Here is a 14,520-nt window from a genome sequence, read left to right as displayed (position 1 = left end):
GGCAGGCTGCCTCCCCCTAGAACAACACCGCCTGCTCCCCTCCCACCCGCTCCCTCGGCGCAGTCCGAAACGCCGCCGCATGGTCCACCAGCGGAATGTCCGGCCGTCGCCCCCTGAACAGTTCCTCTACCGTCAGAATCTGCATCCGCGCATAGCTGCGCCCGGTCGCCTCGCTATGGAACCGACCCACCGCCGCCGCTTCGCGCAGCATCGGGGCGGAGGGGGTGGAGCGGGTGAGGACGACGCCGATCGGGGCGCGTTCGCGCTCCATTGCCGAGTGGAGGTCGCGGACCACGCCGACGCCGACGCGCTCACCGCCCTTGACCGACACCAGCGCCCGCGCGGTCTGGCGGCGTTCGGGCCGGAAATAGATGATGCCGTCGATCCCGCCATCCGCGCCCTTGCGCCGCCTGCCGAACGGCACCGCGTCGACCATCGCCACCGCCCACCACTGAAACTGGTACGGGTCGCGCCGGGCGAGGTCGGCGGCGGCGGCGCAGTCGCGCGGCGTCCCCTCCACCCGCAGTGCCACGCCGGGAAAGGCGGCGCGCATCCGCTTTTCGATCAGGCCGATGGCGAGGTGGGTGACGTCGATCCCGGCCCAGCGCCGCCCGAGCTTTTCCGCGGCATGGACCGCCGTGCCACAACCGCAAAAGGGGTCGAGCACCAGATCGCCGGGGTCGGACGAGGCGGCGATGATCCGCTCCAGCAGCGCGATCGGCTTTTGCGTGGGATAGCCGAGCCGCTCCTGCGCCTGTGAATTGAGCGCGGGGATGTCGGTCCACAGCGCCTGGACCGGCGACCCGCGCGCCTCGTCCAGATAGCGTTTGAGACGGATGCCGCCGGTGCGGGTGAAGTGCAGCCGCCCCTCCCGGTCCAGTCGCTCCATCGTCTCGACCGGCATCCGCCAATAGGAGGTCACGCCCTTGTACGCATAGCTGTAGCCGCCGCCCGACAGCCCCTTTGCGGTCAGATTGTCGTCCATCCACAGCCGCCCGTCGGGATCGCGGTTGCGGAAACGCGCGGCATAATCGGCGTCATAGGGGGTGAAGAGCGGGTTCCAGCGCGGCTTCGCGCCCTTTGCGTAGAACAGGATCGTGTCGGTGTTGCGTCCGTAGCGGCCGCCATCGCTGTGCGCGGCAGTGCGTTTCCAGGTAATCTCATTGCGGAACCGCTCGGCCCCGAACACCGCGTCGAGCAGCAGTTTGAGGTAGTGGCTGGCGGTCGGGTCGCAGTGGAGATAGAGGCTGCCCTGCGCCTTGAGCACGCGGTGAAGCTCGATCAGGCGGATCGCCATCATCGCGAGGTACGCCATCATGTCGTTGGTGCCGAGCGCGCTGCGAAAGGCAGCGAGCAGGTCGAACGCGCGGGCGTGCCCGCTCTGCATCACCTGATCGAAGGCATCCTCCGCCGCGTCGTTCCAGTGCCAGCTGTCCTCGAACGCCTGAACCTGCGCATCGGCATCGCTGCCGGTCGGGGATCGGAACAGGATATTGTAATTGGCGTTCGAGTTGAACGGCGGGTCTAGATAGACAAGATCGACGCACCCGTCCGGGAAATGCGTCCGCATCACATCCAGATTGTCCCCGTAGAACAGGGAGTTGGCGATCGTCATCCGCTCTTCCCACCGCGCCGCGCGATCGGGGAACGTTACCAGAACATGGGTATGTCGGGGCGATGATCCCATCCGTTGCGGACCCATTTGCTGTGGGCGCAGCTTAGGGCGGGGTGCCTTTGGCGACGAACGGAGATGGATCGGGAATGGGACGTAATCGCGCCTGTTTTGGATCGGGTTCGTTACGATCGTGGCGGCGCGGTCGATTCGCGGACCGTCAGCGACGGCGTGACGACAACAGGCGTATCCAGAGCGGCGCGACAGGAGCGCGCTCCGATGATCAGCTCAACCGCGCGCGCCGTCACCGCCGCAATCGGCTGCTCGATCGCAGTCAGCGGCGGGTGGGCGAAGCGGACCACAGGCGTATCGTCGAAGCTGACGATCGACAGGTCGCCGGGCACCGACAGGCGGCGCGCCCGCGCGACCTCCAGCGTCGCCATCGCCATCTGGTCATTGCTGGCGATGATCGCGGTGGCGCCGGCGTCGATCAGCTGCGGGGCGCATATGCGGCCAGATTCGATGCTGAAATCGCCTTGCCCCAGCATTCCTTCGGTCGAAAGGCCCGCCTCGTTCATCGCCGCGCGCCAGCCATCGACGCGCCAGCCGCTGAGTTCATATTCCAGCGACCCGGCGATGAAGCCGATCCGCGTGTGACCGAGCTCGATCAGGTGCCGCGTCGCCATCGCCGCGGCAAGGTCGTCGCCCATGGTCAGCCGGAAGCCCGGCCCCGGGGTCAGCGACCCGATCCGCGCCATCTCGATCCCCGCAGCATCGAGCAGCGCGATAATCTCCGGATTGGCCGAGTGCGGCGGGGTCAGCAGCACGCCATCGGGCTGGAGCGCGGCGATCGCGGCGGACAGCTCCCGCTCGATATGGTCGCTATGCGTGTCGACCAGCTCGACGATCAGACGATAGCCATGTTCGGCGCAGGTCAGCATCCCGCCGAGCAGCATCTGATCGACCCAGTCGGTGCCCTCGCGCGATTTCCACCCCTCGATCGTCCGCTCGCGGTCGTTGAGCGCCATGATGAGATAGGAGCGCGACCCGCTCATCCGCTGCGCCGCGATCGACGGGACATAACCGAGCTTCGCGATCGATTCCTGCACCCGCGCCATCATCTCGGGCCGGACATTCGGTTCCTTGTTGATGACGCGACTCACCGTCTGCAGCGACACCCCGGCGTCCGCTGCGACATGCTTGATCGTGACCGCCTGTTTGCGTCGTGCCATGCCTGGGTCAGGCCGCCGCTGGTTCGGCAGCGCCGCAATAGCGGGCGACATAATCGGCATGGGCGGGCAGGCCATTGACCGTACGGCGCACATCCTCGCGGATATGGGTCAGCGTCTTGTCGAGCTCGGCATCGGTCAGCTTCTCGGCGATCGGGTGCCAGCTCTGCGGCTCGATCCCCTGCCCCATCATCACCTGGACCCAGCTATTCTCGGCGAACAGTTCTTCATTGCGCCGGAAGACGCGACCCGTCTCGCGGAACAGCTCGATCTTCTGGGTCAGGCTGTCGGGCACCTCCATCGCCGCGCATTGCCGCCAGAAGGAGGAATCGCGCCGGTCGGTGACCTTGTAATGGAGGATCAGGAAGTCGCGAATCTGCTCCATGTCCTGGAACTGCTGCTCGTTGAACTCGGCGATATCGCGTTCGCTGACCCGGCCCTGCGCGGGCATCATCCGGATCACGCGCAGCACCGCGCGCTGAATCAAATGGATCGATGTCGATTCGAGCGGCTCCATGAACCCGCCCGACAGCCCGATCGCCACGCAGTTGCGATGCCATTGCTTGCGCCGAGCGCCGGTCTGAAAGCGGATCTTGTTGGGCGGCGTCAGCGGCTCGCCCTCCAGATTGCCGAGCAACCGCTCGAGCGCCGCGTCATGGTCGAGGTAACGGCTGCAATAGACGATGCCGTTGCCGGTGCGGTGCTGAAGCGGAATGCGCCATTGCCAGCCCGCATCATGCGCCATCGCGCGGGTGTACGGCACCGGCGGGCGGACGTTCGGGGTCTGGAGCGCAATGGCGCTGTCGCACGGCAGCCAATGGGTCCAGTCGTCATAGCCTGCGTGCAGCGCCCCCTCGATCAGCAGCGCGCGAAAACCGGTGCAGTCGAGGAACAGGTCGCCCTCGATCCGGCGGCCACCGTCCAGCCCAAGCGCGGCAATGTCACCGCTTTCGCCATCCAGTTCGACGCGCGCGATCTTCCCCTCGATCCGCGTGACGCCATCCTTCTCGCCCATGCCCCGCAGAAACCGCGCATAGAGGCCCGAATCGAGCTGATAGGCATAGTTGACGCGATTGTCCGGAAGCTGCGCGAATTTACCCTCAAGCGCCGCAACCAGTTCCAGGCAATAATCGTCATAGGGCTGTTGATGCCCCTTGCTGCGCCCGGCCAGCCAGAAATGCTGGAACCCCGCCGACCAGTGATCCTTCCCCGTAAAGCCGAAGCTGTGGAAATAGCGGTCGCCATCGACCTTCCAATTGTCGAACAGGATGCCCAGCTTGAACGTCGCCTGGGTCGCGCGCATGAACTCGGCCTCGTTGATGCCGAGCAACCGGTTATAGGTGACCAGCGGCGGAATGGTGGATTCGCCCACCCCGATCGTCCCGATCGCATCGGATTCGACCAATGTCACCGCGACGGTACGCCCCATGGTACGCGCGATCGCCGCCGCCGCCATCCAGCCTGCGGTGCCGCCGCCTGCGACGACGATGCGTTTCATACCATGTCCCTTCACCGGGCCAGTTGCCGCAGCAGATAAGAGCGGATTCGCGACGCCGCCTCGGGAGTCATCGGATCGAGAATGCCGCGCCCGCCTTCCGGAATATGCGCGGTGACGCTCGTATCATTGTCGAAGACATAATGGTCGAACAGCGCGCGCCAATGCGCCTTCGCCTCGGGCGGCAGGTCGCGGATCGACAGCATCGCATGGTTGAGCGCGTCCTGCGGCTGTCCCAGCCACATCGGCACCTCGCGCCACCAATAGTTCACCAGCACGTTGAACGGCTCCAGCCCCTCGACGTGGTGATACCACATTGATGGGATGTGCAGCGCATCGCCCGGCTCCATCTCTGCCACTTGCGCATGATCGAGTGCCACGCGAAACTTCGGATGCGCGGCGAAATCGGGCGCCCGGAAATCCACCATGCTGATCGCACGCCCGGCAGGCGTATTGTCGACCGGGCCCAGATAGAGATTGCGGAACTGCTCGGGCGGAAACAGCGTAAAACGCCGCCGCCCCGCCGCGACACAGGCAAGGTTCGCCGGAAAATCATTATGCGCCGCGATCCGCGTGCGCGTGCCGATCCAGATGCTGGCAAGGCACCGGCGCTCGCCCAGATCGACATGATTGGCTTCGTGCAGCCCCTGAAAAAAATCATGCACATCGATCGATGCGAGATAGATGGGCGGCGCGGCGGGATCGCCCTCGTCCGCATCGATCTTCGCGAAAATCTCCGGCAGCTTGGCGCGCAACGTGCGGAAATTCATCCCCATCGCCGCATCGTAGAACAGCCGCCCGTCGCTGCCCGGCGCGCCGACCGCGACGGTGAACTGCGCGTCGCGGCGATGGCGCAACAGATAGTCGCGCGCTGCACGTCCGGACTCCAGTCCGGCCTGAACCAGCGGCCAGTCGCGCACCAGCCCGCGCACGATGAACGGCGCAGTCGCCTCGCGCAGCAGCGCATCCAACGCCGCCGCATCGGCCGCCTCGACCTCGCGGACCTGCGCCAGCCCCTGAAGAATCCCGGGATCGGCCTCAGCCATGCGCCATCCGCCGATTCCGGCGCGCGATCAGCGCGGAGAGGTTGCCGAGCGACGCCATCGCCATGAACAGCGGCATCAAATGCCCGTCGCGGTGCAGTTCGCCCAGCGCGTCGCCATCCAGCCCGCGCAGCCGCTCCTCATCGATGACATGGAACCCCACCAGCCGGTTGGTCGATCCATCGTCCAGCGTGATCTCCAGCGTCAGCGGTTCGAGCAATTCGTGGCGGCGCAGCGCGGCGAAAAAGTCCGCTGATCCCTGCCACCCGGCGTCCAGCGCGCCCAGTTGCTCGGCGATCGTCTCCAGATAGGGGGTCGGTCGGCCATGGTCGTCGAACACCCGCACCCCCTCGCCGTCGGGCGCGGCAATGCGCGGGCTGGCCATATCGACATGCACCTGTTTGGCGGTGCCGCCCGCCGCCGGTGCGCCGATCAGGAACGGCTGGATATCGATCGCCAGCGGCACATAGTCCGCGTCCCAGCGCCCGTCCTCCAGAAACAGATTCTCGCCATCCTCGAACCCGAACAGTGCCAGCGCCACGAATTCGTCGCGTTCGACATTGCGGCGGAACAGGATCGGGTAGTGGCTCTGGACGCGGCGGAACTCATCGGGCGTCGTCACGCACGACATCACCGCATCGCCGAGCGCGGCGTCGCGGTCGGTGCGGACGCGCAGGTCACGATGGTTTTCGGCGGTCAGGACATGATGGTCGGTCATAGGGTCTCCAGCGCCGAGCGTGGCGCGGCGGCGCGCAGCGCGTCAAGATAGGCGCGGTTGGTGGGCAGGCTGGCGGTCAACGTCCGACCACGCTGTACGGTCTGAGCCATCGCCCGCGCGGCCGCTTGCGTATCGGTCGCGATCGGGCCGGACGGCGGCGGCGGATAGCCCATGCCGTACAGCACATATTGATGGCTCGCCGCCGGAAAAATCTCGTCCATCGCCGGAAAGTCGCTCGCCGACGGTGGCTGGTGGCGCCACAGCGCGAGCAGTTCGGCCAGCCGCTCGGGAATCGTCGTCGGGTCGCGATGCGCACGCCAATAAGGTTCAGTGCGCGCGCTCAGCACATAATGGAGCTTCAAAAACTCGACGATCCGGTCCCAGCGATAGCGGAACAGCGCATTGAAGCGACGCGCATGGATATCCATCGTGTCGCGCGTGACGGGGAAATCCCCGATCAGCGCGTCGAGCGAGAGTTCGATCAGCACGATTGCCGACGCCTCGAGCGGCTCCAGAAACCCTGCCGACAGGCCGATGGCGAGGCAGTTGCGCTCCCAGAAGCGTTCGCGATGCCCCGAGCGAAAGGCCAGCTTGCGCGCGCCAAGGTCGGCGGGGTCGCGGCCCAGATAGGCGCCCAGCGCAGCCGCCGCCCCATCGTCATCGATATGCGCCGAGGAATAGACGCACCCCACGCCACGCCGCGTCGGCAGGCCGATGTCCCAGATCCACCCCGCCTCATGCGCAGTCGCATCGGTCTGTGACGCGATCGGGCTGTCCGGCTCGACCGGCACCTGCACCGCCAGCGCGCGATCGTTGAACAGCACATCGCTGCGATCGACGAACGGTACGCCGAAATGCCCGCCGATCAGCATCGACCCATGTCCGGTGCAGTCGATGAACAGATCGCCCTCCACCGCCCCGCCCTCGCGCACGCGCACCGCGGCGATATCGCCGTCCTCGCGCGCATCCACGCCGGTCACATGGCCGCGGACACGCCGCACGCCCAGCCGCTCGACGCCGTGGCGCGCGAGCAGGGCAGCGAGCTTCGCCGCGTCGAGATGATAGGCATAGTTGAGCGCCCCGCCATAGTCGGGCATCGCCCGCTGCCGCGGCGCGAGATGCAGGGCGCACACGCCCGGCTGCGGCGAGACGGCGGCGGCAAAGGGCTGGTTCCCCGCCGCATCGCGCCACGCGCCGACAATCTCGCGCGCGCTGCCGTCGACCGGCGCGCCGAACGGGTGGTAATAGGCATCGCCCGGCGAACCGTTCGCCCAGCCGATGAAGCGCGACCCCTGTTTGAACGCGGCGTCGCAACTGGTCAGAAATTCACTCTCGGCGATGCCGATCCGGCGTAGTGTCCGCCGCATCGTAGGCCATGTTCCCTCGCCCACGCCGATCGTGGGAATGTCCGGGGATTCGATCAGCGTGACCGACAAGGGCCGTTCGGCGCTCCGGTTCGCCTGCGCAGCAATCAGACACGCGGAAAGCCATCCGGCGGTTCCCCCGCCGACAATGACGATCCGTTGCACCGTTTCACCCACGCCTGTCATTCCGGTTGCCGCGCCAAGTCTTTCGCGCAGCGCAAATTCGACTTCATCCAGTCTGGCCTCTCCCCGAAAAAAAGGCCACCCTCGCAAGAGGGTGGCCACGGGGAGGTGCCTCTTAGAAGCTGAACCGCACGCCGGCTGCGTAGCGGGCATAGCCAGGCGAAGCGAAATAGACGTTGCGGTCCGAACGACGATGCCCGCGCCGACTTTCGCCGGTGAGATTGATGACTTCGCCAAAGACCGTCAGGCCTTTTGTGAATTCATAGCTCGCGCTGGCATCGATCTGGCCATAATCCTCGACATAGAAGGGATTGGCCCCAGTTCCGGCGAGGAACTTTTCGCGCCAGTTATATGCGACGCGTGCCTGGAACCCACCCTTGTCGTAGAACAGCACCGCGTTGGCACTGTCGCTCAGCCCGGTCAGCGCGAACTGCGGGTCAAGCCCAAGCTGCCCCGTATTGGCTGGCAGCGTGTTGTCATATGTCGCGTCGCCGCGGACGATCGTATAATTCAGGATTACGCCAAAGCCGGTATCCCAGAAGCTGTGCTGCACAGCGAATTCAAAGCCATAGAGCTTGCCGGTCTGGTCGCTGTTGACCGGCGTGTTGATCTGGAAGTTCAACAGCGGATCTTCGGGCAGCGCCAGGATCTGCCCGGTCGTGTAACCGGCAGGATCGGTCCCGGTCGGCACGGTGGAGGCCGGGAAATTGTCGAAGATATACTGGCGGATATCCTGCGCGCCCGCATTGGGGCCGAGTGCTGCCAGGGCGGCCTGGTAACGCGGCCCGCCGGCGACGGTCCGCAACTCGAAAGCGCTCTCGTCGATGCGATCCTGCGCGATGAAGTTCTCGACGCTCTTGTGGAAGAAACCGGCCGAAATGTAGCTGTTGCGACCGTAATACCACTCGGCCGACAGATCGATATTCTTGGACTTGTAGGGCAGCAGCCCGGGATTGCCGCGGCTGCCGGTCCCGAACGCGATCCGGAACTGCGAGTCGAGCGTCAGGCCACCCTGAAGGCTGCCATAATCCGCGCGCGCGATGGTGTGGCTGTAAGAGGCGCGCAGCTTGACATTTTCGAGGGGCGAGACGTCGAAGTCGATCGACGGCAACCAGTTTTCATAGCTCCCCTTGAAGCGCGAAAAGTCCTGCTGACCCGAATAGCTGATGTAGAACTCGTTTGCGGCGTCCCATGACGTGCCGTTGGGAATTGGAACCAGCGCCGACGAATCGATACCCGTATGCTCGTAGCGCAGGCCAGCGATCAGGCGGCCCTCATTGCCGAACGCCGTGAAGCGACCGTTGAACTGGACATAGGGTGCCAGCGTCTTTTCCGTGATCCGCCGATCGACCGTATAGTCGGCAAGGCAGGTCCCGGGTGCGGCCACGCCCTGTTGCGGGCTGCTGCAGGTGCCGTACAGCCCCTCGATCAGACCCACCATCCGCTCGAAATCGAACGTGTAGAAGCTTGGGATGATGCTCCCCGCGCCATCCATGCCGCCGAATTTGTCGGGCAAGCTGACCAGCGTGAAGATGTCGTCGGGGATGTCCGATGCCGGGCCCGCGCCGCTCCAGGTTTCGTTCTGGATGAAGCCATAGGCTGATCGCACCTTGTTCTCGGTGTACGACATGCCGAAATCGATGCCATCCAGGAAGCCACCCTCATGGTCATAGCTGCCGCTGAGACGGAACTGGTTGATCTCGTCGCGGAAATAGGCGTTGCGGAACGCATTTCCGGTCGGCGTGACCAGCGAGGCGTCCAGCGGATCAATGCCGGGGTGCATCGTATAGGAGATGACTGGCAGGCGCGTGTCGTAATTGATTGTCTGGTTGGCCACGCCGAACACAGCGTTGCCGACCGAAACACTGCTGCCATAGTCGTTCGTCGGCTTCGACTCTGCGGTCGAATGATGGGCGTCCAGTTCGACGGTCACGCCACCCGGCGCTTCCCATTTCAGGTTGCCGCCGAATGAGTGATTTTCGCTCTGATTGGCAACGAGCGACCCGCTGTAGGAAATATCCTTGCGCTCACTCGCGCCGAACGCTTCCGAATAGAAGATCGGCCCAGCGACCGGGCCGTCGGTCCAGGCGCTCGACACGTTGTTGAAGTTGAACCAGATGCCGACGCTGTTGTTGCGGACTTCGACAGTGTTGCGCGAATAGGTGTAATCGAGCGTCGCGGTCAGTGACTCGACCGGGCGGAATTGCAACACCGCCTGGCCGTTGATGCGCTCACGGTCGATATTGTTGAGATTGTACGAACCGTTCTGCGGCACTTCATAAACATCATTGCCCTCGGGGCGATTTTCCTGCGCAGCGTTGCGCGGCAGCGAACCCCAATTGTTCTCGGAGCCGAGATAGCCGTCCCGCCAGTCGGTGTTGTAGCTGTTGTTGCTCGCCTTGCGCCGCTGATACGAGCCGGCGATCAGGATGCCGATCTTGTCGTCCATCGCCGTCGCGCTGAAGATGCCCGACACTTCCGGCGTGATCTCGTCACCCTCGTTATACGAACTGTCGAACACGCCCTTCACGGCGATGCTGCCGCGCATCCCCGGCCGGTCTAGCGGGCGCGGCGTCTTGATGTTGATCGACGAGCCGATGCCGCCCGACGGGATCGACGCGCGACCGGTCTTGTACACCTCGACCGCAGCGATGCCTTCGGACGCGAGATTGGCGAAATCGAACGAACGCGACGCGGGCGGGCTGGCGCCGTCGCCGAGCGTCGAGGTCGGCATCTGGCGCCCGTTCAGGGTCACCAGGTTGAATTCAGGACCGAAGCCGCGAACGGTGACGGTCGAACCCTCGCCGTTCGAGCGGTCGATCGACACGCCGGTGATGCGCTGAAGCGATTCCGCCAGGTTGGTGTCGGGGAATTTGCCGATATCCTCGGCCGAGATGGCATCGACGACACCCTGCGCCTCGCGCTTGAGGTTCATCGACGCTTCGAGGCTCGCCCGGATACCGGTGACGACGATTTCCTCGCCCTCATCCGCCGGTGCGGCCGTTTCCGATTCCTGTGCAAATGCCGGCGCCGTCGCGATTGCCAGCGTCGAAACGCCGATCACCAGTCGCGAAAGCGCGCGCGCCTTAAGGTCACGCATTCCCCAATCCTCCCCATAGAGCGGCGCGCCATTCGCGCTCGCTTTGAGAACGTTCACTTGAACCTGTTGTACAACGTTGTCAAGCAGGCTCGGAACGCCGTATAGCATCCCGCGACCGCGGAAATCTGCTATTGTGAACGTTCCCAATTTATGCTGTCTGGTGGCGATATATGGCTGCGCACAATCGACGCGCGCCGACCTTCTGGAGAGGAATATTGATGTCGAGGTTCATCGCCGCACTCTTGTCGGCTGGCGCGGTCGGCGCCATCGCTTCCACCGCAGTGGTGGCGCAAGAGGCCCCGAAAGTCTCGGCCCAGAAACCCTCAGCAAGGCCCGTCGCTACCCCAAAACAGGCCCGTGCGCGCGCCGACTCGATCGTCGCGAAGCTCACGCTCGATGAAAAGATCGCGCTGGTCCACGGCCTGTTTCCACCCATGGCCGACGGCAAGACGCAGAACGAACTGATCCCCTCGGCCGGTCACATCGATGGCGTGCCGCGCGTCGGCATTCCCATCGTCCGCGAAAGCGACGCCTCGCTCGGCGTCGCGAATCAGGTCGAGCAGCGCAAGGGCGATGTCGCCACCGCTCTGCCCTCCAGCCTCGCCACAGCCGCGAGCTTCGATCCCGAGATCGCTCGCGCGGGCGGTGCGATGATCGGCGCAGAGGCACGCGCCAAGCGCTTCAACGTCCTGCTCGCGGGCGGCGTCAACCTGACTCGCGACCCATGGGGCGGGCGCAACTTCGAATATCTGGGCGAAGATCCGCTGCTCGCGGGCGAATTGGCCGGGGCGCATATCGCGGGCGTCCAGTCGAACCGAATCGTCTCGACGATCAAGCATTTCGCGCTCAACGCGCAGGAAACGGGCCGCATGGTCCTCGATGCGCAGATCGACGAGGCCGCGCTGCGCGAGAGCGACCTGCTCGCCTTCCAGATCGCAATCGAAAAGGGCAAGCCCGGATCGGTCATGGCCGCGTACAACAAGGTCAACGGCCATTGGGCGTCGGAAAACGACTTCCTGCTCAACCAGGTGCTGAAGCGCGACTGGAATTACCCCGGCTGGGTGATGAGCGACTGGGGCGGCGTTCATTCTACGGTGAAGGCGGCGAATGCGGGTCTCGACCAGCAATCGGGGCAAGAGCTGGACAAGGCGATGTTCTTCGCCGCGCCGCTCAAAGCCGCTGTCGAAAAGGGCGAGGTGCCGATGAAGCGGTTGGACGATATGGTCGCCCGCTACCTGACCGGCCTGATCCTCACCGGCGCGTTCGACACGCCCATGCCCGCCACCGCCCAGCCGATCGATTATGCCGCCAATGCACAGGTCGCGCAGCGCGCCGCCGAAGCAGGCATCGTCCTGCTCAAGAACGAAGGCGACATCCTCCCGCTCGCAGCATCCGCGAAGAAGATCCTCGTCATCGGCGGCGGCGCGGATGTCGGCGTGATCTCGGGCGGCGGGTCGAGCCAGGTGCGTTCGGTCGGCGGCGCGCCGATCGAGATCCCGCTCGCCTATGGCGGATCGGCCTCGTTCGCGCGCATCACCTATCACGCCTCCTCCCCGCTCGCCGCGCTGCGCAAGGCGGCGCCGGGCGCGACGATCGAATTCACCGACGGCCGCAACCTGAACGCGACGCTGGAAGCCGCAACCAAGGCCGACATCGCCATCGTCTTCGCGACGCAATGGACGACCGAGGCGGACGACGTCCCCAATCTGCGCCTGCCCGATCATCAGGACGCACTGATCGCGGCGGTTGCCAAGGCCCAGCCAAAGACCGTCGCCGTCCTCACCACGGGCGGCCCGGTGACGATGCCCTGGCTCGACGCCGTCCCCGCAGTGCTCCAGGCTTGGTATCCCGGCCAGCGCGGCGGCGAGGCGATCGCCAACATCCTGACCGGCAAGGTCAACCCCTCGGGCCGCCTGCCGATCACCTTCCCCGCGCGCGAGAGCCAGGCACCGCGCCCGACGCCGGTGGGGCTCGACCTGCTGACCGGACTTGCCCGCGACGCCGCCGCCAACCCGGCTGCAGCGGGCGATTTCAGCCTTAAAACCTTCCCGGTCAAATATCCTGAAGGCAGCGATGTCGGCTATCGCTGGTACGAGCGTCAGGGCAACACGCCGCTCTTCGCCTTCGGCCACGGCCTCAGCTATACCAGCTTCGCCTATGCCCAGCCGCAGGTCAGCGGCGGCAAGACGCTGACGGTCAGCTTCACCGTCACCAACACCGGCAAGCGCGCAGGCGCCGACGTGCCGCAACTCTATGTGACACGCGAGGGATCGAACAAGCCGATGCGCCTCGCCGGGTTCCAGCGCGTGACGCTCAACCCCGGCGAATCGCGCCGTGTGACGCTGACCGCCGAGCCGCGCATCCTCGCCGACTATGACACCAGCCTGCCCGGCTGGCGCATCGCGGGCGGCACCTATCGCGTCGCCATCGCGAGGGATGCGACCGACCGGTCGATGACGCTCACCACGACGCTCGACGCCACGACGATGAAGCCCTAGCGTCGACTGAACCTGCGGGCCTCCGCCCGCCGAGCATCGGATGGAGAGGATGACGGCGAGCACCGGCACCACGCATGGCGGGCGGCGCTCGATCGGGTTCATCCTGCTGGTCGCGCTCGCCAATGCCGGCGGCGTCATCGCCTTCCTCCCGCTGCTCAGCCTGTTGCTGCCGGTCAAGGTCGCGGCCATCGCGGGGGAAGACGGGCGGATCGGCCTGTTCACCGCCACCGTCATCGCGGGGGCACTCACGGCCAGCGTTTCCAACATCGCGTTCGGCTGGGCGAGCGACCGCGCGCGCGCCACCGGGAAGGGTCGCCGCCCCTGGGCGCTGCTCGGCCTCATGCTGCTCGCTTTGTCTTTCGCAGCGGTGGCGCTCGCCAGCACCGCCACCGGCATCATCCTCGCGATCATCCTGTTCCAGATCGCGGTCAACGCACTGCTCTCGCCGCTGTTCGCGATCATGGCGGATGAGGTTCCGGGCGACCAGATGGGCGTCGCAGGCGGCCTGATCGCGCTCGGCTCGCCGCTCGCCTCCGCCGTCGCCGCGCTGATGATCGCGCTCGGCATCGCGGGCGAAGGGCCGCGGCTCGCCTTCGTCTTCGCCGCAGTTCTGCTCTGCGTCCTTCCGCTGCTCCGCGTTCGGTCGCGCATCACGGCGTCCACCCTTCCCGCGCCCGCCCGCCTGCTCGGCCGCGATCTCGCCATCGCCTGGACCGCGCGGCTGCTCGTTCAGGTCGCGGGCACCGTGCTCGGCCTCTACCTTCTCTACTATTTCGCCAGCATCGAACCCGACGCACCGACCTCCAAACATATCGGCCCGATCGGCCAGCTGATGACGGTTGCCTATCTTCTCCCCCTCCCCGTCGCGGTGCTGCTCGGCCGCTGGTCCGACCGGATCGGGCGGCGCAAGCCCTTCCTGGTCGCCGCCGCGACGATCGCCGCGCTCGGGCTGATCGGCATGGGCCTTGCGCGTGACTGGAACGCGGCGGCAATCGCCTTTGCGCTCTATGCGCTCGGATCGGCGGTCTTCCTGTCGATTCATTCGGGCTTCGCGATGCAGTTGCTGCCGAGCCCGCAGCATCGGGGCCGCGACCTGGGGCTCATCAATCTCACCAATACGCTTCCCGCGCTCGCCGGCCCCTTGCTCACCTGGCTGCTCGCCACGCCGCGCGATTTCGGCGCGGTGATGCTGGTGCTCGCGGTCCTCACCCTGCTCGGCGGGCTGCTGGTGCTGGGCATCCGCCAGCAAGGCTAGGGGTTGCCCCGCCCCCCGGCAGG

The 14,520-nt window shown here is 65.7% G+C and carries 9 protein-coding genes; 2 read left to right on the top strand and 7 right to left on the bottom strand.

Features of this window, described 5'->3' with window-relative positions; all coding sequences use genetic code 11:
- Positions 1-16: 16 nt before the first annotated feature.
- The 7 genes from FPZ54_RS18535 to FPZ54_RS18505 form a co-directional block, all read right to left on the bottom strand.
- The gene (locus tag FPZ54_RS18535; RefSeq protein ID WP_145849284.1) at positions 17-1,615 is read right to left on the bottom strand and encodes a DNA methyltransferase; all 1,599 of its coding nucleotides are present in this window, start codon (positions 1,613-1,615) and stop codon (positions 17-19) included.
- 182 nt (positions 1,616-1,797) lie between these two features.
- Positions 1,798-2,844 (bottom strand): LacI family DNA-binding transcriptional regulator, encoded by a 1,047-nt coding sequence (locus FPZ54_RS18530; RefSeq protein WP_145849283.1) that lies wholly within the window; start codon positions 2,842-2,844, stop codon positions 1,798-1,800.
- A 7-nt stretch (positions 2,845-2,851) separates the two neighbouring features.
- Positions 2,852-4,339, bottom strand: a complete 1,488-nt coding sequence (locus FPZ54_RS18525; RefSeq protein WP_145849282.1) for a tryptophan halogenase family protein — start codon at positions 4,337-4,339, stop codon at positions 2,852-2,854.
- An 11-nt stretch (positions 4,340-4,350) separates the two neighbouring features.
- Positions 4,351-5,382 (bottom strand): cupin-like domain-containing protein, encoded by a 1,032-nt coding sequence (locus FPZ54_RS18520; RefSeq protein ID WP_145849281.1) that lies wholly within the window; start codon positions 5,380-5,382, stop codon positions 4,351-4,353.
- A complete protein-coding gene (locus FPZ54_RS18515) occupies positions 5,375-6,097 on the bottom strand; it encodes a SapC family protein (protein ID WP_145849280.1) in 723 nt (240 codons plus the stop codon). Before FPZ54_RS18515 ends, FPZ54_RS18520 begins: the two co-directional genes overlap by 8 nt.
- Positions 6,094-7,647 (bottom strand): tryptophan halogenase family protein, encoded by a 1,554-nt coding sequence (locus tag FPZ54_RS18510; RefSeq protein WP_145849279.1) that lies wholly within the window; start codon positions 7,645-7,647, stop codon positions 6,094-6,096. The genes FPZ54_RS18515 and FPZ54_RS18510 overlap by 4 nt, the downstream gene beginning before the upstream one ends.
- A gap of 112 nt (positions 7,648-7,759) precedes the next feature.
- A complete protein-coding gene (locus tag FPZ54_RS18505; RefSeq protein ID WP_145849278.1) occupies positions 7,760-10,744 on the bottom strand; it encodes a TonB-dependent receptor in 2,985 nt (994 codons plus the stop codon).
- 218 nt (positions 10,745-10,962) lie between these two features.
- Here FPZ54_RS18505 and FPZ54_RS18500 point away from each other — a divergent pair, with 218 nt between their 5' ends.
- Together FPZ54_RS18500 and FPZ54_RS18495 are read left to right on the top strand one after the other, a co-directional pair.
- On the top strand, positions 10,963-13,242 hold the full coding sequence (locus tag FPZ54_RS18500) for a beta-glucosidase family protein (RefSeq protein WP_145849277.1): 2,280 nt from the start codon (positions 10,963-10,965) through the stop codon (positions 13,240-13,242).
- 49 nt (positions 13,243-13,291) lie between these two features.
- Positions 13,292-14,497: an MFS transporter gene (locus FPZ54_RS18495; protein ID WP_145849276.1), complete on the top strand. Its 1,206-nt coding sequence runs from the start codon at positions 13,292-13,294 to the stop codon at positions 14,495-14,497.
- Positions 14,498-14,520 lie beyond the last annotated feature (23 nt).

Source organism: Sphingomonas suaedae, assembly GCF_007833215.1.
GTDB classification, from domain to species: Bacteria; Pseudomonadota; Alphaproteobacteria; order Sphingomonadales; family Sphingomonadaceae; genus Sphingomonas; species Sphingomonas suaedae.
The sequence above is the reverse complement of the archived record's forward strand: the minus strand, read 5'-3'. Positions and strand labels throughout refer to the sequence as shown.